We start from the raw sequence: 21,957 nt of genomic DNA, 5'->3' as shown, positions 1-21,957 counted from the left end.
CCGCGCGGCGCGGCCCCGGAGGCTCAGCGGGCGGTGCCCTCCGCCGGCGCGGGGGCGCCCTCGGACAGGACGCGCTGGGCGATCCCGAACGCCTTGTTGGCGGCGGGCACGCCGCAGTAGACCGCCGCCTGGAGGAACACCTCGGCGATCTCCTCGGCGGTCAGGCCGTTGCGCACGGCCGCGCGCACGTGCATGGCCAACTCGTCCCAGTGGCCCTTGGCCGTCAGCGCGGTCAGCACCATGCAGCTGCGGGTGCGCCGGTCCAGGCCCGGCCGGGTCCAGATCTCGCCCCAGGCGTAGCGGGTGATCAGGTCCTGGAACGGTTCGGTGAAGGGGGTCGTTGCGGCCTCGGCGCGGTCGACGTGGGCGTCGCCCAGCACCTCGCGGCGCACGGCCATGCCCTCGGCCCGGCGGGCGGTGTCGTCGCCCACGGTCATCGTGCCTCCTCGGTCTCGGCGCCCGCGCCGGCGGCGCCGGGCAGGGCGGCGCCGCCGAAGTGGGCGAGCAGCAGGTCGTTGAGCTGTGCCGCGCACTCCCAGCTCGCCAGGTGGGCGCCGGGCAGCGCGCGCAGGTGCGCGCCGGGGATCCGCTCGGCGATCGCCCGCGCGTGCTCGGGCGGCATGGCGGGGTCGGCGGAGCCGCCCACCACCAGGGTCGGCGCGGTGATGTGCGGCAGGTCGCCGCGCAGGTCCATGTGCTCGATCGCGGCGCAGCAGCCGGCGTAGCCCTCGGCGGGGGTGGCCGCGACCATCTCCCGCATCCACCGCGCGGTCCCGGGCTCGCGCTCGGCGTAGCCGGGGGTGATCCAGCGGTCCACGACCGCATCGGCGATCGCGCCCACGCCCGACTCCCGAACGGTCGCCGCCCGCGCGGCCCAGTCCTGCGGCCGCATCCGCGCCGACGTGCACACCAGCGCCAGCCGGTCGATCCGCTCGGGGGCGTGGGCGGCCAGCCACATGCCGGTCATGCCGCCCAGCGACACCCCGGCGAAGTGGGCGCGCTCGGCGCCCAGGCGGTCCAGCAGCCGCAGGACGTCGCCGCCGAGGTCGGCCAGCCGGTAGGGGCCGGGCGGCACCGGCGAGCCGCCGTGGCCCCGGGTGTCGTAGCGCACCACCCGGTAGCGCGCGGCCAGCGCCGCGGCCTGCGGCTCCCACATCGCCAGCGTGCTGCCCAGCGAACCCGACAGCACCACCAGCGGTGCGTCGGGCGGGCCCTCGGCCACGTGGTGCACCTCGACGGTCTCGGTGTTCACGCTCTCCCATCCCTCCTCGGCGAATCGTGGCCGGTGCGCCGGGCCCGCGCGGCGGCGCGCCGGCGGTGGGCCGCCAGCGCGCGGTCGACCAGCGGCCGGGCGGACCCCAGGTAGCCGGCCGGGTCCAGCAGTTCGGCGATGCGCTCCGGGCCGCGGCGGCCCGCCAGGCGCTCGGTGAGCACCTCCTCCAGCGCGCGGCCGGCGGCCACCGCCTCGGCGCAGGCGTCCTGGACGAATCGGTGGGCCTGGGCGCGGCCCAGCTCCCCGGCGAGGTCGGTGGTGACCCGCTCGGCCAGCGGGAACCCGCCCGCGGCGTCGAGGTTGGCGCGCATCGCCTCGGAACGGACCTCCAGCCGCTCCAGCGACGTGCGCAGCCACGCCACCGCCGAGCCGGTGGTGCGCAGCAGGTCGGTGAGCGCCGGCCACTCGGCGTGCCAGGGCCCGGCGGCCCGCTGGTGCTGCTGGGCCTGGGCGCCCAGCAGGGTCGCGGCCAGACCGGGGGCGCGCTGGGCGCACGCCGCCGCCTGCACGGCCGCGATGGGGTTGCGCTTGTGCGGCAGGGTGGAGGAGCCGCCCGTGCCGGGGCCGCCGGCCTCGACCACCTCGCCGACCTCGGTCTGGGCCAGCAGCGCGATGTCGCCGGCCGGCTTGGCCACCGCGCCGCACACCCGCGCCAGGGCGCCGGCGAGTTCGGCGATCCGGCCGCGCTCGGTGTGCCAGGGCAGGCCGGGTTCTGCCAGCCCGGTCTCGGCGGCGAACGCCGACACCGCGGCCAGGCCGTCGCGGCCCAGCGACGCCAGCGTGCCGGCCGCGCCGCCGAGCTGGGCGGCGGCGCGGTGCTCCAGGACGTGCTCCAGGGCCGCCGCCGCCTCCTCCAGTCCCGCCAGCCACGTGGCCGCCACCAGCCCGAAGGTGGTGGGCAGCGCCTGCTGGAGCAGGGTGCGCCCGGCCATCACCGTGGCGCGGTGCTCCTCGGCCAGGGCGGCCAGCGCCGCGGCGGCCGCGGCGGCGTCGGCGGCGATGACCGCGCCCGCGCGGCGGGCCACCAGCATCGCGGCGGTGTCCATGATGTCCTGGCTGGTGGCGCCCTGGTGGATGTGCCGGGCGGCCTCGCCCCCGACCATGCGGGTCAGCTCGGCCACCAGCGGTACCACCGGGTTGCCCGCGCCGGGGGCGGCGGCCCCCAGCGCGGCGGTGTCGAACCGGTCGGGGTCGCAGGCGGCCGTGATCGCCTCGGCGTGCTCGGGCGCCACCAGCCCGATGCGGGCGTGGGCGCGCGCCAGCGCCGCCTCGGCGTCCAGCAGGGCGCGCAGCCACGCCCGGTCGCCGGTCTCCCGGGCGATCGGCCCGGCGGCGAAGACCCCGCCGAACAGGCCGCCCGCCGCCGCGTCCGCGCCGGTCACCGCGCCACCCCCGCTTCCGTGGCCTCACACATCGAAGAAGACCGTCTCATCCTCTCCCTGGAGGCGGATGTCGAAGCGGTAGCCGTCCTCGGCGGGTCGCGCCACCAGGGTGGCGCGCTCGGGCTCGGGCACGCTCGACAGCACCGGGTCGGCGGCGTTGGCCGCGGCCTCCTCGGGGAAGTAGACGCGGGTCACGGTGCGGTGGAGCATGCCCCGCGCGAACACCGAGACGTCGATGTGCGGCGCCTGGAGGCGGCCCCCGGGACCGGGTACGGGGCCGGGCTTGAGGGTGAAGATCCCGTACTCGCCGTTGGCGTCGGTCGGGCAGCGTCCGAACGCGCGGAACCCGGGCCGCTCCACCGCGCCGCGCGGGTCGTCGGGGTGGTTGAACCGGCCCTCGGGGTCGGCCTGCCAGGTCTCGATCAGGCCGTCGGGCACCGGGGCGCCCGCGCCGTCGTAGAGGACGCCGCGGATCCAGACCCCCTCGGGCGTGCCCTCGGCGACGGCGAACGGACCGTCGGGCCAGGGCAGTCCGATGTGCAGGTAGGGGCCCACGGTCTGGGAGGGGGTGGTCTTGTGGCGCGCCATCAGTCCTCGTCCACCTCGTCCTCGAACACGGTGGCCTCGCGCCCGCGCAGCACGATGTCCCACTCATAGGCCAGGGCCCACTCCGGCGCGGTGTTGGCGTAGTCGAACCGCGCCACCAGCCGCTCGCGCGCCTTCTCGTCGGGGATGGAGTTCCACATGGGGTCCTGGAAGAACAGCGGGTCGCCCGGGAAGTACATCTGGGTGACCAGCCGCTGGGTGAAGGCCCGCCCGAACAGCGAGAAGTGGATGTGGGCGGGCCGCCAGGCGTTGTCGTGGTTGCGCCAGGGGTAGGCGCCGGGCCGGATCGTGGTGAACCGGTAGCGGCCCTGGTCGTCGGTGAGCGTGCGGCCCACGCCGGTGAAGTTGGGGTCCAGCGGGCAGGGCCAGTTGTCGCCGGTGTGGCGGTAGCGCCCGCCGGCGTTGGCCTGCCAGATCTCCACCAGGGTGTGGGGCACGGGGCGGCCGTCGCCGTCGCGCACCTGGCCGTGCACGATGATGCGCTGGCCCTGCGGCTCGCCCTCGTGCTGGCGGGTGAGGTCGTTGTCGGTCTCGCTGATGCGGTCCTCGCCCAGCAGCGGGCCGGTGACCTCGGTCAGCAGGTGCGGCAGCAGGCGCAGGGCGCGCTTGGGGTGGCGCAGCGCGGTGCTGCGGTAGCCGGGGTAGTCCAGCGGCGGGTGCACCCCGGTGTCGCGCGCGTAGGCGAGCGGCGCCGGGCCGGTGTCGGGGGCGGTGCTCATGGCGTTGATGCCTCCTCCCGTCTGAGGGGTGGGTGTGGGGGTCAGGCGTGCAGGACGACGGCCAGGCCCTGGCCGACACCGATGCAGATCGCGGCCAGCCCCCAGCCGCCGCCGCGCCGGCGCAGCTCGTGGGCCAGGGAGCCGAGGATGCGCGCGCCGGAGGCGCCCAGCGGGTGCCCGATGGCGATCGCGCCGCCGTTGGGGTTGACGATCTCGGGGTCGAGTTCGGGCCACAGCCGCAGGCAGGCCAGCGCCTGGGCGGCGAACGCCTCGTTCAGCTCGACCACCGACAGGTCCGACCAGCCGATCCCGGCGCGGCGCAGCGCGGTCTCGGCGGCCTGGACCGGCCCGATGCCGAAGCGGTGCGGCTCCACGGCGGCCACCCCGCGGCTGACGATGCGCGCCAGCGGGGCGCGGCCGGTGGCCTGGGCCGCGGCCTCGTCGCCGATCAGCAGCGCCGCCGCGCCGTCGTTGAGGGGCGAGGCGTTGCCCGCGGTGACCGTGCCGTCGGGCCGGAAGGCCGGCTTGAGGCCGGCGAGCTTGTCGAGCGAGGTCGCGCGGATGCTCTCGTCGCGGTCCAGCTCCACGCCCGCCACGGGCACGATCTCGGCGTCGAAGACGCCCTTCTCCCAGGCGGCGGCGGCGTTGGTGTGCGAGCGCAGCGCGAAGGCGTCCTGCTCGGCGCGCCCCACGCCGTGCAGCTCGGCCAGCTGCTCGGTGGCCTCGCCCAGCGACACCGTCCACTCGGCGGGCATGGCCGGGTTGACCATGCGCCAGCCCAGCGTGGTGGAGTGCAGGGTCTCGTGGCCGGAGGGGAAGCCCTTGGCCGGCTTCTGCAGCACCCAGGGGGCGCGGCTCATCGACTCCACACCGCCGGCCACCACCAGGGAGGCGTCGCCCACGGCCACGGCGCGGTTGGCGGCGATGACCGCCTCCAGGCCCGAACCGCACAGCCGGTTGAGGGTGGCGCCGGGCACCGAGGTCGGCAGCCCGGCCAGCAGCGCGGCCATGCGGGCGACGTCGCGGTTGTCCTCGCCGGCGCCGTTGGCGTCGCCGAAGTACACGTCGTCGATCGCGGCGGGGTCGAGGTCGGGGGAGCGGTCCACCAGCCCGCGCACGGCGTGGGCGGCGAGGTCGTCGGGGCGGACTCCGGACAGCGCGCCCCCGTACTTGCCGAAGGGCGTGCGCACCGCGTCCAGGACGTATACGTCGGTCATGTCCACTGCCTTCTCTGTGCGGTGGTGGGGCGCCGCCCGGCGCGCTCGCGCGGGCGGCCCCGTGGGTGGCGGCCGGTGCGGGCGGGCGCGGCCGGCGCCGCTGCCACTTCTACACCCCGCCCCGGCCGGTGAGCGAGCGCAGCACCGCCAGCTCCTCGGAGGTGGGCTCGGGGGTGGTGGCGAGGTCGGGGGCCACGGCCAGGTCCCAGCCGGTGGCGGCGCGGGCGTCCTCAGCGGTGACCCCGGGGTGGACCTGGACCAGGGTCAGCTCGCGGGTGGCGGGGTCGGGCTGCAGCACCCCCAGGTCGGTGATGACGCGGGTGGGGCCGGCGCCGCGCAGGCCCAGCCGCTCGCGGTCGCCGGGGCCCGAGCCGTGGCCCACCGAGGTCACGAAGTCGATCTTCTCGACGAAGGTCCGCCGGCTCTGCCGGACGATCACGACGACCTCGCGGCAGGAGGCGGCGATCTCGGGGGCGCCGCCGGCGCCGGGCAGCCGCACCGCGGGGTCGGCGTAGTCGCCGATGACGGTGGTGTTGATGTTGGCGTAGCGGTCGATCTGGGCGGCGCCGAGAAACCCGACGTCGATCCGGCCGGGCTGCAGCCAGTAGTTGAAGACCTCGGGGACCGACACCACGGTGTCGGCGGTCTCGGCGAGCACGCCGTCGCCGATGGACAGCGGCAGCGTGTCGGGCCGGGTGCCCAGGGTGCCGGACTCGTAGATCATCCACAGGCCGGGCGCGTGGGTGCGCACGGCCAGGTTGGCGGCGGTGCTGGGCAGGCCGATCCCCACGAAGCAGGCGGTCTCGGAGGTGAGGGCGCGGGCGGCGGCGACCGTCATGATCTCGTCGGAGGTGTACCCGGTCGTCATGTCATCCTGCCTTTCCGGGCAGCGGTGCCTGCGCGCCGATCTCGTCGGTCAGCCACCGGGCGAACGCGTCGCGGTCCCGGCTGACGGCGTCCCACGCCTGGTAGGCGCCGTTGTCGCGGGCGTAGTAGCCGTGGGCGTAGGAGGGGCGGGCGCCGCCGGGCACCACCGCGACCGCGGTGACCACCCGGGAGGGCAGGACCACCTCGCCGGGCACCGGATCCAGCCGGTCCACGACCTCCTCGACGGTGACAAGGGAGCGGCGCGCGGCCAGCACGGCCTCCTTCTGGATGCCGGTGATGCCCCACAGCTGCACGTTCCCGGCGCGGTCGGCGCGCTGGGCGTGGATGACGGTGACGTCGGGGTTGAGCGCGGGCACGGCGGCCAGCCGCTCGCCGGTGAAGGGGCACTCGACGGTCTTGATAGTGGGGGTCTGTTCGACCAGGTCGGTGCCGGCGTAGCCGCGCAGCACCGCGAACGGCACGCCCGAGGCCCCCGCGACGTAGCGGTTGGCCATGCCGGCGTGGCTGTGCTCCTCGATCTCCAGCGGGCGCGGCCAGCCGTTCTGGATGGCGTCGCGGAAGCGGTGCAGCGAGCCGACGCCGGGGTTGCCGCCCCAGGAGAACACCAGCCGGGCGGCGCAGCCGGCGCCGATGAGCTGGTCGTAGACCACGTCGGGGGTCATCCGGACCAGGGTGAGGTCGCGCCGGCCCTGCCGGATGATCTCGTGGCCGGCGGCCACGGGGATCAGGTGGGTGAATCCCTCCAGCGCGACCGTGTCCCCGTCGTGGACGAGTTCGCGGACCCCCTCGTCCAACGGCACGATCATGAGCGGTCCAAACTGTTCGGATGGCGAATGCGTGTTCTCAATTCGCACATCATTGCCGACGCCCGACCCGAGGGTCAAGAGTCCCGAACCCGGCGCGGGGGCGGTGCCGCGCCTCAGCCCAGCCCGGAGGCCCGCCGCGCGATGTCGAGGTCGGCCTCGATGCGCGAGGCCGTGGCCAGCAGCGGCGGCAGCAGGTCGCGCCGGATGTCCTCCACCGAGGACCGGCTGGCGTGCGCCGAGACGTTCACCGAGGCCACGACCCGCCCGTCGCGGTCGCGGATGGGCGCCGCCACCGAGCGCAGGCCCTCCTCCAACTCCTGGTCCACCAGCGCCCAGCCCTGGGCGGCCACCCGCTCCAGTTCGGCGCGCAGCCGCGCCGGCGTGGTCAGCGTGAAGGCGGTGAGCCGGCGCATCTCCACCCGCCGCAGGTAGGCGTCGATCTCGTTCTCGGGCAGGCCGGCCAGCAGCACCCGGCCCATCGAGGTGGCGTAGGCGGGGAAGCGGGTGCCCACGCTGATGGCCACGTGCATGATGCGCGAGGTGGGCACGCGCGCCACGTAGACGACGTCGTCGCCGTCGAGCACCGAGACCGACGACGACTCCCGCAGTTCGGCGGCCAGCCGCTCCAGGTGCGGCTGGGCGACCTCGGGAAGTCCGGCCGAGGACAGGTAGGCGTAACCCAGTTCCAGCACCCTGGGGGTCAGCGCGAACATCCGGCCGTCGGTGCGCACGTAGCCCATGTCGGTCAGGGTGAGCAGGAACCTCCGGGCGGCGGCCCGGGTCAGGCCCGTCACCCGGGCGACGTCGCTGAGGGTCATGGACGGCTGCTGGGCGGTGAACGCCCGGATGACGGCGAGGCCGCGCTCCAGCGACTGCACGAAGTGCTCGGGCTTGGGCTGGACGGCGGTCGGGTCCGTGCTCATGGTCTCCCCACATGCGGTGCGCGGGTGGCGGACGCGGCGCGGTGCGCGCGCCGGCGCGGCGGGGGCGCCGCGCGGGCGGCGGGGGTGCGCCCTCCGCCGCCGGTCCTCGGGGCGATGTTCTCATACCGCACAGGGCTGCGGTGGTGTCAATCCGTACCAGGACCGGCGGACATTGCCGGGCGCGGGGGGTTGACGCCGGTGATCGCGGTCACCTAAGTTCGCTCAAAGAACGCTCGTTCGTACTTCGTACACGGGTTCGCGGTAGGCGCGCCGCCCGCGTGTGCGCCCGCCCGACCGCCCGCGGCACCGCGCCGCCGGGCCGGGCGGCCGCCGCCTGGCGCGCCTCGGCGGTGCCGGGCCGCACGGCCGCGGCCGGGGTCCGCGCCGGCCGCCCGCCATCCGACCCGCGGCGGCCGGACGCGCCGAAGCCGGTGCGCGCGGCGGGACCAGGACGAAGAGAAGACCCGGGGAGACCATGACCCAGCCCGCGCTCCGGCGGCAGACCCCGCCGTTCCGCGCCGACCACGTCGGCAGCCTTCTGCGCCCCGCCGCCCTGCGGGAGGCCCGCGACCGCCACGCCCAGGGCCTGATCGGCGACGACGAGCTGCGCGCCGCCGAGGACTCCGCCGTACGCGAGGCGGTCCGCGCCCAGGAGGAGATCGGCCTGGCCTCGGCCACCGACGGGGAGTTCCGCCGCGCCTCCTGGCACATGGACTTCATCTACCAGCTTGGCGGAATCTCCCGCGCCCAGGACGAGATTCAGGTCACGTTCCACAACGAGCAGGGCGACATCAGCTTCACCCCCGCCGCCCTCCAGGTGACCGGCCGGATCGGGCTGGAGCACACGATCTTCGCCGACGCGTTCTCCTTCCTGCGGGACACGGTCACCACGGCCACGCCCAAGCTGACCATCCCCTCGCCCAGCATGGTCCACTACCGGGGCGGACAGGCCGCGATCGACCGCTCGGTCTACCCCGACCTTGAGGAGTTCTGGAGCGACCTGTCGGCGGCCTACGCCGAGCAGATCCGCCGCCTGGGCGACCTGGGCTGCACCTACCTGCAACTGGACGACACCAGCCTGGCCTACCTCAACGACCCGCGCCAGCGCGCGATGATCCAGGAGCGCGGTGACAACGGCACCGACCTGCACAAACGCTACATCGCGCAGATCAACGCGGCACTGGCCGGACGGCCCGAGGGCATGCGGGTCACCACCCACCTGTGCCGCGGGAACTTCCGCTCGTCCTGGGTGGCCGAAGGCGGCTACGATTTCGTCGCCGAGGAACTCTTCGGCACCCTCGGCGTCGACGGGTTCTTCCTGGAGTTCGACGACGCCCGGTCCGGCGGGTTCGCACCACTGCGCTTCGTCCCGCCCGGCAAGCAGGTCGTTTTGGGCCTGGTCACCACCAAGCGTGGCGACCTGGAAAGCAAGGACGACCTCAAGCGCCGCATCGACGAGGCGAGCAGGTACGTCCCGCTGGAGCAGCTCTGCCTCGCGCCGCAGTGCGGTTTCTCCAGCACGCTGGAGGGCAACCGGCTCAGCCACGACGAGCAGTTCGCGAAGCTGCGGCTGATCGTCGAGACCGCGGCCGAGGTGTGGGGTTGACCCGCATCCCCGCTCACCCCGCGGGGCATCCCCGACCCGCTATTCCCACCTACCCCCTCACCCCCACTCACCACTGGAGAACCACCATGCGCCGGATGATCCTCCCCGTGGCCGCCACGGTCACACTGCTCGCCACCGCCGCCTGCGGCGGGGGCGGTGAAGGCGGTGGCGACGGCGACGGGCCGCAAAGCATCACCGTCGGCGCCATCCCGATCGTCGACGTCGCGCCCCTGCACCTCGGTGTGGACCAGGGCATCTTCGAAAAGCACGGCATCGAGTTGACGATCGAGAACACCACGGGCGGCGCCCAGGCCGTGCCCAGCGTCGTCAGCGGCGAGTTCGACTTCGCCTTCGGCAACACCACCTCCCTGCTGGTCGCCCAGGAGCAGGACCTGCCCGTGCGGATCGTCGCCAACGGCGTCACCAGCACCGGCGAGGAGGGCAACGACTTCGGCGGCGTCGTGGTCCCCGAGGGCAGCGACATCGCCGAGCCGCGGGACCTGGAGGACGCCACCATCGCGGTGAACAACCTGGAGAACATCGGCGACACCACCGTGCGCAACACGGTGCGCCAGGCCGGCGGCGACTCCGACACCATCGAGTTCGTCGAGCTGCCGTTCCCGGAGATGCCCGCCGCGCTCGAGCGGGGCGACGTCGACGCCGCCTGGGTGGTCGAGCCGTTCCTGACGTCGGCCAAGGCCGGCGGCGCCACCGAGATCGCCTCGAACTTCGTGGACGCCCACGAGTCGCTGTCGGTGGCCTACTACTTCACCACCGAGCAGGTCATCCAGGAGGACCCCGAACTGGTGGACAACTTCACCGCCGCCATGGAGGAGTCGCTGGCCTACGCCAACGACAACCCCGACGAGGTGCGCCGGATCCTCGGCGAGTACACCGAGATCGAGGAGTCGGTGGCGCAGGAGATCGTGCTGCCGACCTGGCCGACCGACCTCAACCGGGAGTCGACCCAGGCCGTGGCCGACCTGATGGTGCACGACGGTGTCCTTGAGGACAAGCCCGACCTGGACGAACTGTACCGATGAGCACCGACATCGCCGATCCGGCCCGTCCTTCCGCCGCCGCCGCGGCGGAGGGCGGGCCCCCCGCCCCCAAGCGGGCCCCCAACCGCCTCCTGCTGGGCGCCGCGGGCGTCGCGGCCTTCCTGCTGCTGTGGGAGGCCGTGCCCCGCCTGGGCATCATCCCCGGCCGGTTCCTGCCGCCCGCCACCGAGGTCCTGGCCACCCTGGGCGAGCGGGTCCTGCTGCCCGAGTTCTGGATCGCGGTGCTGGACACCCTCATCGCCTGGGGCCTGGGCCTGGCCATCGCGTTCGCCGCCGCGGTCGTCCTCGGGTTCGTCGTGGGCGCGGTGCCGGCGCTGCGCCGGTTCACCTCCTCCACGGTGGAGTTCTTGCGGCCCATCCCCTCGGTGGCGCTGATCCCGCTGGCCATCCTGCTCTACGGCACCGACCTGGCGTCCACACTGATGCTGGTCATCTACGCCGCCTTCTGGCAGATCTACATCCAGGTGCTCTACGGGGTCGGCGACATCGACCCCGTGGCCGAGCAGACCGCGCGCTCCTACGGGCTGGGCCGGTTCGCGCGGCTGCGCTACGTGGCCTGGCCCTCGGCGCTGCCCTACCTGATGACCGGGCTGCGGCTGGGCGCCTCCGTCGCGCTGATCCTCGCCGTCACCGGCCAGCTCATCATCGGCACCCCCGGGCTCGGCGAGCAGATCGCCGTCGCCCAGGCCAGCGGCGCCACCGCCCTGGTCTACGCGCTGATCATCGCCACCGGCGCCCTGGGTGTCGCCGTCAACGTCGGCCTGCGCGCCCTGGAGCGGCGCGCGCTGCGCTGGCACGTCTCGGTCCGCGGAGAGGAGAACGCGTGAGCGCCCCAACCACCCGCCCCGCGGGGGCCACGGCGGGCGGCGGCCTCCTGCGCGCCGGCCTGCGCGTCCTTGAGGTCGTCCTGCTGCCCGCCGTGCTCATCGCGGTGTGGTGGGTCGCCAGCGTCACCTCGGGGCTGTACTACCTGCCCACACCCGGCGAGATCGCGGCCACGTTCGCCGAGCTGTGGTTCTCCGAGCGCTTCTTCGAGGACGTGCTGCCCAGCGTGGCGCGGCTGCTGGGCGGGTTCGCCCTGGCCGGCGTGCTCGGGGTCGGGCTGGGGATCGTCCTCGGGCTCTCGCCGCGCCTGCGGGCGGTGGTCGAGCCGGTCCTGGAGTTCTTCCGGGCCATCCCGCCGCCCGTGCTGGTGCCGCTGCTGATGCTGCTCGTCGGTGTCAACACCTCGATGAAGCTCGCCGTCATCGTCTCCGGCGCGGTCTGGCCCATCCTGCTCAACACCATCGAGGGCGTGCGCGCCGTCGACCCCGTGCTCGTCGACACCTGCCGCTGCTACGGCGTCCGCGGCCGGCGCTGGCTGACCACGCTGGTGCTGCGCTCGGCCAGCCCGCAGATCATGGCCGGGCTGCGCCAGGGGCTGTCCATCGCGATCATCCTCATGGTCATCAGCGAGATGTTCGCCAGCTCCAGCGGCCTGGGCTACAGCATCATCCAGTTCCAGCGCGGCTTCGCCATCCCCGAGATGTGGAGCGGCATCGTGCTGCTCGGCCTCCTCGGGTTCCTGCTGGCGCTGCTGTTCGGCCTGGTCGAGCGGCGCGTCCTGAACTGGTACCACGGCGTGCGCGCCGCGGCCAAGGGGGAGTGAGCGCCATGGCCGCGTCCCCGGCGCCTTCCCCGACCCGATCCACCGCCCCGCACGAGAAGGCACCCATGCTCGACGTCTCCGGACTGAAGAAGATCTACCCAGGCCAGCACGGCTCCGTCGAGGCCCTGCGCGACCTCACCTTCAAACTCGGCGACGGCGAGCTGGCCTGCCTGGTCGGGCCCTCCGGCTGCGGCAAGACCACCCTGCTCAAGTGCGTGGCCGGGCTCATGCAGCCCACCTCCGGCACCGTGACGCTGGCCGGCACGCCGGTGGCCGGGCCGCCGCCGGACATGGCCGTGGTGTTCCAGGAGTACGGCCGCAGCCTGTTCCCGTGGCTGAGCGTGCGCGACAACGTCGAGCTGCCGCTGAAGGAGAAGCGGCTCGCGCCGGCGCGCCGCCGCGAGCTGTCCGACGAGGCGCTGGAGGCGGTGGGGCTCACCAAGTTCGCCGGCGCCTACCCCTGGCAGCTCTCCGGCGGCATGCAGCAGCGCGTGGCCATCGCGCGCGCCATCGCCTACGAGCCGCGCGTGCTGCTCATGGACGAGCCGTTCGCCGCCGTGGACGCCCAGACCCGCGCCGACCTGGAGGACCTGATCCGGGCGCTGTGGAAGCGGTTCAACATGACCGTCCTGTTCGTCACCCACGACATCGACGAGGCGGTGTACCTGGGCCAGCGGGTGCTGGTGATGTCGTCCTCGCCCACGGTGATCCAGGACGACGTCGCCGTGGACCTGCCCGACGAGCGCGACCAGATCGGCACCCGCGCTGAGCACCGGTTCGCCGAGCTGCGCTCGCACATCTACGCCGAGATCCGCAACGCCGCTCGCCCGCAGGCCGCGGCCACCGCCGACTGACTCGGGGCGCGCCGCGCGCCCCGCCCAACCGCCCGGGAGCAGCACATGACCCTTCTCAACGACCGCGAGTGGCGCGGCAACGTCTTCACCGGCGCCTGGCGCCCCGCCAAGGGCGGCGACGCGCCGGTCGTCTCGCCCACCACCGGCTCGGAACTGGGCCGGATCGGCGTGGCCAACGCCGCCGACGTCGCCGAGGCCGCCGAGAACGCGGCCGAGGCCCAGCGGCACTGGGCGGCGGCGTCGTTCGAGGAGCGGGCCGCCGTGCTGCGCCGGGCGGGCGCGAAGTTCGAGGAGGAGGCCGACGAGATCGCCGAATGGCTGATGCGCGAGGCCGGCTCGGCGCGCGGCAAGGCCGGGTTCGAGGTCCACCTCGCCGTGACCGAGTCCTACGAGTGCGCCGCCCTCGCCTCCCAGCCCACCGGCGAGGTGCTGCGCAGCGCCCAGCCCCGGCTCAGCCTGGCCCGGCGGGTGCCGGCGGGCGTGGTCGGGGTCATCGCGCCGTTCAACTTCCCGCTGATCCTGGGCATGCGCTCGGTGGCGCCCGCGCTGGCCCTGGGCAACGCGGTGCTGCTCAAGCCCGACCCCCGCACGGCGGTCTCGGGCGGCGCGGTGATCGCGGAGGTCTTCCGCGAGGCCGGCCTGCCCGAGGGGCTGCTGCAGATGCTCCCCGGCGGCGCCGAGGCGGGGGAGGCGCTGGTGGCCGACCGGCACGTGCGGGTCGTCTCCTTCACCGGCTCCACGGCGGCGGGCCGCAAGGTCGGCGAGGCCGCCGGCCGCCACCTCAAGCGGGCGCATCTGGAGCTGGGCGGCAACTCCCCGCTCATCGTGCTGGAGGACGCCGACGTCGAGCGCGCGGCGTCGGTGGGCGCGTGGGGGTCGTTCCTGCACCAGGGGCAGATCTGCATGACCACCGGTCGGCACATCGTGCACGAGTCGCTGGCCGACGCCTACGTGGAGCGCCTGGCGGCCAAGGCCGAGGCCCTCACCGTGGGCGACCCCGAGCAGGAGGGCACGGCGCTGGGTCCGATCATCGACATCGGCCAGCGCGACCGCATCCACGACCTCGTCACCCGCAGCGTGGAGGCGGGGGCGGAGCTGCGCGCCGGGGGCACCTACGACGCGCAGTTCTACCGGCCCACGGTGCTGGACCGGGTGACGCCCGAGACCCCGGCCTACTCGGAGGAGGTCTTCGGGCCGGTTGCGCCGGTCATCCGGTTCTCGACCCTGGACGAGGCGGCGGAGATCGCGGCCGCCAGCGACTACGGGCTGTCCCTGGGCATCCTCACCGGCAACCCCATGCGGGGGATGGAGCTGGCGGACCGGATCCCCAGCGGGATCGTGCACATCAACGACCAGACGGTCGACGACGAGGCCGTGGCCCCCTTCGGCGGCGTGGGCGCGTCGGGCACCGGCGCCCGCTTCGGCGGCACCCGCGCCAACCTGGAGGCGTTCACCGAGACGCAGTGGGTGACAATGCAGAGCGAGATCAAGCGGTACCCGTTCTAGCGGCGCGCGGCCGGGTACGGCGAATCGCCGACGGAAAGGCGGCGGTCCACTCCGGTGGGCCGCCTTGCCGTTTGTTCCCTTGCTCGGGTGCCGGGCGCCGTGACCGCCGTCAGTCGGGGATGGGGCGGCGGCAAGGCGGTGGGTGAGGGCCGGGGCGGCGACGGCGGCGGAGGGTGGAGGTGCGCGGTGATCGGTTCGGGAGTGGTGGGTGGGGTGGGCGACGGGGGCGCCGAGGCGGTCCGGGGTAGGGGCAAGCGCCTTCCGGGCCGCCGGGCGGGTGGGTGAGGTGGCGACGGGGCGGCGAGGACTCGGGGCGCGCGGTCGCCGGGGCCGCCCGGCGTTGGCCGCCCACGCGACGCGCGAGGCTCGCCGGTGCGCGAAACGGGCGAATGGGGCGCGCGGCCCCGCATCTCGCACCTGGTGAGACGGAAGCACCCTGGCCGGCGTCGGTGCTCCGTCCGGGCCCAAGGCGTCGGCCCCGCCTAGATCGTTGATGGGGAATTGGTGCCCTGGTCAGTGGTCGTAAGCGATCAATGACCGCTTGACCGGGGCCCCGATCAGCCAGTTGTGCCAGATCGCGGCGTTGAGCGCGCACACCCGCTGGCAGGTGCGCGCCCACAGGCCCTCGGTGGTGCGGGCGGCGTGGCGCTCCAGGCCGAGCTGGTTCTTCAGCGTCCAGATGACGGCCTCGATCCGCTGGCGCAGCCGGGAGGGGAACACCTTCACCTCGGGTTCGGGCTCGTCCTGGCGGACCGGGCGGATGAGCAGATGGCCCACCTCCTCCGCGGCGGTCTCGATGCCGGCTCCGGCGAAGCCCTTGTCACATACGATCGGCACTGGCCCTGGGCCGGGGGCGCAGTCGTGGACGTGGAGCAGGTGCAGGGCCTGCTTGCGTTCGTCCAGCTCCTTGGGGTGGGCCAGGGAGAAGGCGGTGACGGCCCCCTCAGCGGTGGTGATGAGCATGAGCTTGGCGCCCCAGTAGAAGGCGTGGTGGGACTTGTCCATCCCGTACCCGGCGATCTCACCCAGGCCGGAGCGGTTGACGGTGACGCGGGAGGCGCCGCAGCGCACCGGGGTGCCGTCCATCAGCCGCAGGCGCTCCCACCAGGTGGGCACGGCCCGGGCCAGCCACCTCGCTGCTGTGAGCAGGGCCGGTCCCAGATCGCGCAGGTGGCGGTTGTACTCGGACTGGCCGGGCAAGCGGGGGAAGAGGTGGCCGATACGGGCGGGGGCAGCGCGCATCCAGTGACGTTCGGAGTCATGGCGCAGCAGGACCTGGGCCACCGCGACGCAGACGAGTTCGGCGTCGGTGAGAAGCCGGTTGGGGCCGCGTTTGACGGGTTGTTCGCGCGAAGGCAGGACGTGGTCGTCCAGGTGGACGTAGAGTGCGGTCAGAAGGGCGTCAAGGTTGGTCGTCACACACCGATCCTCGACGCCCTTCGCCATGTCCGCAGGAGATTCAGAAAACCCCCATCAACGATCTAGCCCCGACTGCGCTCCTGGACCCCGGCCGCCTCGGTGCCTCGTCGCCACGGTGGCCCTCCGCCGGGCTTGGCGTTGACCGTGTTCCCGTCCCCGGCGGCTTCTCGCCCTTCCGCGGCGCCGGCCGTTCGGCGGGGAGCGCGGACGAGCGGGTCCGGTCGCTCCCGGCGCCGGCCGCTAGGCTGGCGGCATGCCCGACCGATCGCTGCCCCACACCATTCTGAGCTGTGCGATGTCGCTCGACGGCTACATCGATGACACCAGCCCGGAACGGCTGCGGCTGTCCTCGGAGGCCGACTTCGACGAGATCGACGCGCTTCGCGCGGAGTGCGACGCGATCCTGGTGGGTGCGGGGACCGTCCGCAGCGACAACCCCCGGCTGCTGGTCCGGTCGGCGCGGCGGCGTGAGGAGCGGTTGGCGCAGGGCAAGACCGGCGACATCGTCAAGGTGGTCCTCAGCGAGCGGGGCGGTCTGGACCCCGCGGCGCGGGTCTTCACCACCGGCGACGCGGCCAAGCTGGTCTACGTGGGCAGCGCAGCGCACGCCGACACCGCCCGCCGGTTCGCCGCCGCGCGGGCTCCCGGCGACACCCCCCGCGCCCCCGGCGGGGCCGATCCGGCGCGGCCGGACCACCCGGCGTCCTCAGTGCACCCGGCCCCTCTGCCGCCCCCGGCGGACCGGCCCGGTGCCGCGGACGCGGACGTGGTCGTGGTGGACGCGGGGCCGGACTGCGACCTCGCCGGAATCCTGGCCGACCTCGCCGAACGCGGTGTCAGGCGCCTCCTGGTGGAGGGCGGCACCGGGGTGCACACGCGGTTCCTCACCGCCGGGCTGGCCGACGAGATCCGCGTGGCCATCGCGCCGTTCTTCGTGGGCGACCCCGGCGCCCCGCGCTTCGTCGGCGCGGGCGACTTCGCCAACGACCCCCGCCACCCCATGCGGCTCGCCGAGGCCCGCGCCCTCGGCGACATGGTCGTGCTGCGCTACGTCCCGCGAACCGCGTCCCCCGCTGAGCCCGGTTCCGCGCCGAACGCCGCTTCCGCGTCCGACTCCGCGCCCGCCGCTTCCGCGTCCGCCTCCGACTCCGCGCCCGCCCCCGATGCCGCGGCGCCCGCCTTCACCACCCCCACCGGGAGAGACCGGTGAACCGGCCCAGACCCCCACACCGGTCGGAGCCGTCCCCCTCCCCGCCTCCGTCCCCGGCCGCGCCCCCAAGCCCGCCTCCCGGCCCCGCACCGGCGCCGGTCCCGGGCACCGGCGCCGAGGCCACCGCCGCCGACCGCGAGTGGCTGGAGCGCGCCATCGCGCTGTCGTGGAAGTGCCCTCCCTCGCAGACGGCGTTCTCGGTCGGCGCGATCGTCGTGGACGTCCGAGGCGCGGTCGTGACCGACGGGTACTCCCGCCGCGACGACCCCCACGACCACGCCGAGGAGGCTGCGCTGCGCGCCGTGGACCCCGGCGACCCCCGGCTGGTGGGCGCCACCGTCTACAGTTCGCTGGAGCCCTGCACCCGGCGCGCCTCGCGGGTGCGCTCCTGCACCCGGCTCATCCTGGACACGCGCATCAGCCGCGTGGTGTTCGCCTGGCGCGAGCCCGAGATCTTCGTGAACGGCGAGGGCGCGGAGGAGCTCCGCCTGGCGGGCCGCACCGTGGTGGAGGTCCCGGACCTCGCCCACCGCGTGCGCGAGGTGAACGAGCACCTGCTGCGCTGAGCCGGGCCGAGGGAGCGGAGCGCCCGCGCTCCGCCGCCCGCGGCTGCCGCGGTCGGTCCGCCCCACCTGCGGCGGCGGCGCCTCCGCGCGGCCCGCGCGCCCTACATCCGGTTGACGTCGACCACGCGCACCACCGCGTACCCCGCCTCGTCGGAGGCCGCGAGGTCGACCTCGGCGGTGATGCCCCAGTCGCGGTGCCCGGCAGGGTCGTCGAAGACCTGGCGGACCTCCCACACACCGGGGTTCTCGGTGATCTGCAGCATGGCCGGGCCGCGGGCGTCGGGGCCGATACCGAGGTCGTCGTGCTCGGCGAAGTAGGCGTCCATGGCCTCCTCCCACGCCTCGGCGTCCCAGCCGTCCTCGGCGTCCAGCGCGCCCAGTTCGGCGTAGCGGCCCAGCGCCGCGAGTTCGACCCGGCGGAACAGGGCGTTGCGCACCAGCACCCGGAAGGCCCGCTGGTTGGCGGTGACCGGCTTGACGCGCTCCTCGGCCTCGGCGGTGTCGCCCTCTCCCGTGCGGGCGGCGCTGGGGTTGGTCAGCTCCTCCCACTCGTCGAGCAGGCTGGAGTCGACCTGGCGGACGAGTTCGCCCAGCCACTCGATGAGGTCGCGCAGCTCCTCGGTCTTGGCGTCCTCGGGCACGGTCTGGCTGACCGCCTTGTAGGCGCCGGCCAGGTAGCGCAGCACCAGGCCCTCGGACCGCGCGAGCTCGTAGAAGCCGACGTAGTCGGAGAAGGTCATGGCCCGCTCGTAGAGGTCGCGCGCCACCGACTTGGGCCGCAGCGGGTGGTCGCCGACCCACGGGTGGCCGCGCCGGTAGACCTCGTAGGCGTGGTCGAGCAGGTCCTCCAGCGGCTTGGGGTAGTCGATCTCCTCCAGCCGCTCCATGCGCTCGTCGTACTCGATGCCGTCGGCCTTCATCTGCGCCACGGCCTCGCCACGGGCCTTGTTGAGCTGCGCGGCCAGGATCTGGCGGGGGTCGTCCAGGGTGGACTCGACCACCGTGAGGACGTCCAGCGCGTAGGTGGGCGAGGCGGGGTCGAGGAGTTCCAGGGCCGCCAGCGCGAAGGTGGACAGCGGCTGGTTCAGCGCGAAGTCGGGCTGGAGGTCGACGGTGAGGCGGGCGATGCGGCCGTTGGAGTCGGGTTCGGGCAGCCGCTCCACGATTCCGCCGTCGATCAGCGACCGGTAGATGGCGATCGCCTCGCGGATGTGCCGGCGCTGGGTGGCGCGGTCGTCGTGGTTGTCGGTGAGCAGGTGGCGCATGCCCGCGAAGCAGTCGCCGGGGCGGGCGATGACGCTCAGCAGCATGGCGTTGCTGACCCGGAACCGCGACTTCAGGGGTTCGGGTTCGGCGGCGATCAGCTTCTCGAAGGTGCTCTGGTCCCAGCTGACGAAGCCCTCGGGCGCCTTCTTGCGCACGACCTTGCGCCGCTTCTTGGGGTCGTCGCCGGCCTTGGCCAGCGCCTTCTCGTTCTCGATGACGTGCTCGGGCGCCTGGGCCACCACGTTGCCGACGGTGTCGAACCCGGCACGCCCGGCGCGGCCGGCGATCTGGTGGAACTCGCGCGCGCCCAGGCGCCGCACCCGCGAGCCGTCGTACTTGCTCAGCGCGGTGAACAGCACCGTGCGGATGGGGACGTTGACGCCCACGCCCAGGGTGTCGGTGCCGCAGATGACCTTGAGCAGGCCGCGCTGGGCCAGGCGTTCGACCAGGCGGCGGTATTTGGGCAGCATGCCCGCGTGGTGGACACCGATGCCGTGGCGGACGTAGCGCGACAGGTTGCGGCCGAAGCGGGTGGTGAACCGGAACCGGCCGATCTCGGCGGCGATGGCGTCCTTCTCGGCCCGGGAGCACATGTTGATGCTGGTGAGCGACTGCGCGCGCTCGACCGCCTGCGCCTGGGTGAAGTGCACGATGTAGACCGGGGCCTCGCGGGTCTCCAGCAGCTCCTCAAGGGTCTCGTGCAGCGGGGTGGTGCGGTAGGAGTAGTACAGCGGGACCGGGCGTTCGGCCGAGGAGACGACGCTGGTGGCGCGGCCGGTGCGGCGGGTGAGGTCGTCCTCGAACCGGGTGACGTCGCCGAGGGTGGCCGACATCAACAGGAACTGCACGTGGGGGAGTTCGAGCAGCGGCACCTGCCAGGCCCAGCCGCGGTCGGGGTCGCCGTAGAAGTGGAACTCGTCCATGACCACGGTGCCGATGTCGGCGTCGGCGCCGTCGCGCAGCGCGATGTTGGCCAGGACCTCGGCGGTGCAGCAGACGATGGGGGCGTCGGCGTTGACGCTGGCGTCGCCGGTCATCATGCCGACGTTGTCGTGGCCGAAGACGGCGCACAGCTCGAAGAACTTCTCCGAGACCAGGGCCTTGATCGGCGCGGTGTAGAACGCGCACTCATCGCGGCCCAGGGCGGCGAACAGGGCGCCGGCGGCCACCAGGCTCTTGCCCGAGCCGGTGGGGGTGCTCAGGATGACGTTGGACCCCGAGACGACCTCGATGAGGGCTTCCTCCTGGTGGGGGTAGAGCGTGAGCCCGCGGTCCTCGGCCCACGAGGCGAACGCCTCGTACAGGGAATCGGGTTCGGGGTGGGCGGGAAGACGATCAATGAGACTCACGCATTCCATACTGCCTGCTCCCGGCGACTCCCCGGTCCATTCGTCCACAGGCCCCTCCGCCCGGGACGCGGCGGCGCCCGCTCCGGCCGCGGTTCCGCCCCCAGGACCCTGCCCCCACCCCTCCTCATGACCGCCCTGCCTCGTCGACGGCGTAGGCGTTGTAGACCGCCTGGCAGGTGGAGGGCGGCGTCACCTCGTCCAGGCGGCGCGCCGCCGAAGGGACGGGGAGACGGCCGGGCAGGACCGGGTTCCGCCCAGCCGGGTCCCGCCGGAGCGGGACCCGCGGGGGCGGACCTCGTCGGAGGCGGGAGCCGCTAGAGCAGGCCGAGCTTGCGGACCGCCTCGCGCTCCTCGCTGAGCTCCTGGACCGAGGCGTCGATGCGCTCGCGCGAGAAGGCGTCGATCTCCAGGTCCGGCACGATCTCCCAGCGCCCGCCGCGCGAGACGACCGGGAAGGAGGAGATGAGGCCCTCGGGCACGCCGTAGGAGCCGTCGGAGGGGATGGCCGCCGAGGTCCAGTCGCCCTCGGGGGTGCCGTTGACCCAGTCGTAAACGTGGTCGATCGCGGCGTTGGCGGCCGAGGCGGCCGAGGACGCGCCGCGCGCCTCGATGATCGCGGCGCCGCGCTTGGCGACGGTCGGGATGAACTCGTCGCGCACCCACGCCTCGTCGTTGACGGCCTTGGCGCCGGTGGTGCCGTTGACCTCGGCGTGGAAGATGTCGGGGTACTGGGTGGCCGAGTGGTTGCCCCAGATGGTCATCTTCTTGATCTCGGTGACGTCCACGCCGAGCTTCTTGGCGAGCTGGGTGAGGGCGCGGTTGTGGTCCAGGCGCGTCATGGCCGTGAAGCGCTCGGCGGGAACGTCGGGCGCGTGCGCCTGGGCGATGAGGGCGTTGGTGTTGGCCGGGTTGCCCACCACGAGCACCCGCACGTCGTCGGCGGCACCGGCGTTGATGGCCTCGCCCTGCGGCTTGAAGATGCCGCCGTTGGCCTCCAGCAGGTCGCCGCGCTCCATGCCCTTGGTGCGGGGGCGGGCGCCCACCAGCAGCGCGATGTTGACCCCGTCGAACGCCTGGCGCGCGTCGTCGAAGATGTCGATCCCCTTGAGCAGCGGGAACGCGCAGTCGTCCAGCTCCATCGCGGTGCCCTCGGCGGCCTTCACGGCCTGCGGGATCTCCAGCAGCCGCAGCTTGACGGGCGTGTCGGGGCCAAGCAGCTGACCCGAGGCGATGCGGAACAGCAGCGCGTAGCCGATCTGCCCGGCCGCGCCGGTGACGGTGACGTTGACAGGTACTTGGGCCATGACCTTCTTCTCCTGGTGACGTTTGTGCGACCCGCGATGCTATCGCCCCGCCCCGCGCCCATCCCGGACCACCCCGAGGATGGCGCGCCCCCGCAGGCGCAGGTGACCGGCGCCGCGACCCCCAACCCTAGCCGCGCCGTCCCGGCCGGGCGCGGCGGACCCGCCAGAATGCCCGCCGCCCGGGGCGGCGGGGCGCAGGCCGCCCGCCGCCGCCCGGGCCCGGTCCAGAGACGGCTGTCCCCCCGCTGTTCGCGCGGGCGTCCGACCGGGACCGGCCCGGGCCGGTCCCGGGCCGCCGCTTGACCTCGACTTACCGCGCGGTTAGTTTGTTAACCAAGCGGTCAGTCGGCCGCC

Annotated in this window: 20 protein-coding genes; 8 read left to right on the top strand and 12 right to left on the bottom strand. The window is 74.1% G+C overall.

The features are described 5' to 3' along the window. Nucleotides 1-23: 23 nt before the first annotated feature. From pcaC to HNR12_RS08000, 9 genes are all read right to left on the bottom strand, one after another. On the bottom strand, nt 24-437 hold the full coding sequence (pcaC, locus tag HNR12_RS08040; protein WP_179766893.1) for a 4-carboxymuconolactone decarboxylase: 414 nt from the start codon (nt 435-437) through the stop codon (nt 24-26). Beyond that, nucleotides 434-1,252 carry a 3-oxoadipate enol-lactonase gene (gene pcaD / locus HNR12_RS08035; protein ID WP_179766892.1) on the bottom strand — a complete coding sequence of 273 codons (819 nt, stop codon included), beginning with the start codon at nt 1,250-1,252 and terminating at the stop codon, nt 434-436. Before pcaD ends, pcaC begins: the two co-directional genes overlap by 4 nt. Then, nucleotides 1,249-2,655: a 3-carboxy-cis,cis-muconate cycloisomerase gene (pcaB, locus tag HNR12_RS08030; protein ID WP_308118393.1), complete on the bottom strand. Its 1,407-nt coding sequence runs from the start codon at nt 2,653-2,655 to the stop codon at nt 1,249-1,251. Before pcaB ends, pcaD begins: the two co-directional genes overlap by 4 nt. A gap of 24 nt (nt 2,656-2,679) precedes the next feature. Then, the gene (gene pcaG / locus HNR12_RS08025) at nt 2,680-3,243 is read right to left on the bottom strand and encodes a protocatechuate 3,4-dioxygenase subunit alpha (RefSeq protein WP_179766891.1); all 564 of its coding nucleotides are present in this window, start codon (nt 3,241-3,243) and stop codon (nt 2,680-2,682) included. After that, on the bottom strand, nt 3,243-3,980 hold the full coding sequence (gene pcaH, locus HNR12_RS08020; protein WP_179766890.1) for a protocatechuate 3,4-dioxygenase subunit beta: 738 nt from the start codon (nt 3,978-3,980) through the stop codon (nt 3,243-3,245). Before pcaH ends, pcaG begins: the two co-directional genes overlap by 1 nt. Nucleotides 3,981-4,021: 41 nt before the next feature. Beyond that, on the bottom strand, nt 4,022-5,197 hold the full coding sequence (locus HNR12_RS08015) for a thiolase family protein (RefSeq protein WP_179766889.1): 1,176 nt from the start codon (nt 5,195-5,197) through the stop codon (nt 4,022-4,024). Between the two features lie 109 nt (nt 5,198-5,306). Continuing rightward, a complete protein-coding gene (locus HNR12_RS08010) occupies nt 5,307-6,065 on the bottom strand; it encodes a CoA-transferase subunit beta (RefSeq protein ID WP_179766888.1) in 759 nt (252 codons plus the stop codon). A 1-nt stretch (nt 6,066) separates the two neighbouring features. Beyond that, nucleotides 6,067-6,891 carry a CoA transferase subunit A gene (locus tag HNR12_RS08005; protein ID WP_179766887.1) on the bottom strand — a complete coding sequence of 275 codons (825 nt, stop codon included), beginning with the start codon at nt 6,889-6,891 and terminating at the stop codon, nt 6,067-6,069. A 113-nt stretch (nt 6,892-7,004) separates the two neighbouring features. Beyond that, on the bottom strand, nt 7,005-7,814 hold the full coding sequence (locus tag HNR12_RS08000; protein WP_179766886.1) for an IclR family transcriptional regulator: 810 nt from the start codon (nt 7,812-7,814) through the stop codon (nt 7,005-7,007). Nucleotides 7,815-8,289: 475 nt separating this feature from the next. Here HNR12_RS08000 and HNR12_RS07995 point away from each other — a divergent pair, with 475 nt between their 5' ends. From HNR12_RS07995 to HNR12_RS07970, 6 genes are all read left to right on the top strand, one after another. Further along, entirely contained in the window at nt 8,290-9,420 is a 1,131-nt protein-coding gene (locus HNR12_RS07995) for a 5-methyltetrahydropteroyltriglutamate--homocysteine S-methyltransferase (RefSeq protein WP_179766885.1), read from the top strand. A gap of 95 nt (nt 9,421-9,515) precedes the next feature. After that, nucleotides 9,516-10,463 carry an ABC transporter substrate-binding protein gene (locus HNR12_RS07990; RefSeq protein ID WP_338119742.1) on the top strand — a complete coding sequence of 316 codons (948 nt, stop codon included), beginning with the start codon at nt 9,516-9,518 and terminating at the stop codon, nt 10,461-10,463. Further along, nucleotides 10,460-11,308, top strand: a complete 849-nt coding sequence (locus HNR12_RS07985; protein WP_179766883.1) for an ABC transporter permease — start codon at nt 10,460-10,462, stop codon at nt 11,306-11,308. The genes HNR12_RS07990 and HNR12_RS07985 overlap by 4 nt, the downstream gene beginning before the upstream one ends. Beyond that, nucleotides 11,305-12,129, top strand: coding sequence for an ABC transporter permease (locus tag HNR12_RS07980; protein ID WP_179766882.1), 825 nt, complete (start codon nt 11,305-11,307; stop codon nt 12,127-12,129). Before HNR12_RS07985 ends, HNR12_RS07980 begins: the two co-directional genes overlap by 4 nt. 65 nt (nt 12,130-12,194) lie before the next feature. Next, complete coding sequence (locus tag HNR12_RS07975) at nt 12,195-12,983, top strand: ABC transporter ATP-binding protein (protein ID WP_179766881.1); 789 nt, start codon at nt 12,195-12,197, stop codon at nt 12,981-12,983. Between the two features lie 45 nt (nt 12,984-13,028). Next, entirely contained in the window at nt 13,029-14,489 is a 1,461-nt protein-coding gene (locus HNR12_RS07970) for a benzaldehyde dehydrogenase (protein WP_179766880.1), read from the top strand. A 513-nt stretch (nt 14,490-15,002) separates the two neighbouring features. Here HNR12_RS07970 and HNR12_RS07965 read toward each other — a convergent pair. Beyond that, nucleotides 15,003-15,908, bottom strand: a complete 906-nt coding sequence (locus HNR12_RS07965) for a transposase (RefSeq protein WP_179765538.1) — start codon at nt 15,906-15,908, stop codon at nt 15,003-15,005. A gap of 253 nt (nt 15,909-16,161) precedes the next feature. On the opposite strand from HNR12_RS07965, the gene HNR12_RS07960 reads away from it, so the two are divergent. Together HNR12_RS07960 and HNR12_RS07955 are read left to right on the top strand one after the other, a co-directional pair. Beyond that, complete coding sequence (locus HNR12_RS07960; protein WP_179766879.1) at nt 16,162-17,118, top strand: RibD family protein; 957 nt, start codon at nt 16,162-16,164, stop codon at nt 17,116-17,118. A gap of 143 nt (nt 17,119-17,261) precedes the next feature. Then, nucleotides 17,262-17,684 carry a dCMP deaminase gene (locus HNR12_RS07955; protein ID WP_218902414.1) on the top strand — a complete coding sequence of 141 codons (423 nt, stop codon included), beginning with the start codon at nt 17,262-17,264 and terminating at the stop codon, nt 17,682-17,684. Nucleotides 17,685-17,785: 101 nt separating this feature from the next. Here the strand turns inward: HNR12_RS07955 and HNR12_RS07950 are convergent, their stop codons facing one another. Further along, nucleotides 17,786-20,308: a DEAD/DEAH box helicase gene (locus HNR12_RS07950; protein ID WP_179766877.1), complete on the bottom strand. Its 2,523-nt coding sequence runs from the start codon at nt 20,306-20,308 to the stop codon at nt 17,786-17,788. A gap of 305 nt (nt 20,309-20,613) precedes the next feature. After that, on the bottom strand, nt 20,614-21,603 hold the full coding sequence (locus HNR12_RS07945; RefSeq protein ID WP_179766876.1) for a malate dehydrogenase: 990 nt from the start codon (nt 21,601-21,603) through the stop codon (nt 20,614-20,616). Between the last annotated feature and the right edge of the window lie 354 nt (nt 21,604-21,957).

The sequence above is a fragment of the Streptomonospora nanhaiensis genome (genome assembly GCF_013410565.1).
In the GTDB taxonomy this organism is placed as follows: Bacteria; Actinomycetota; Actinomycetes; order Streptosporangiales; family Streptosporangiaceae; genus Streptomonospora; species Streptomonospora nanhaiensis.
This window is presented reverse-complemented; position numbering and strand designations above follow the sequence as displayed.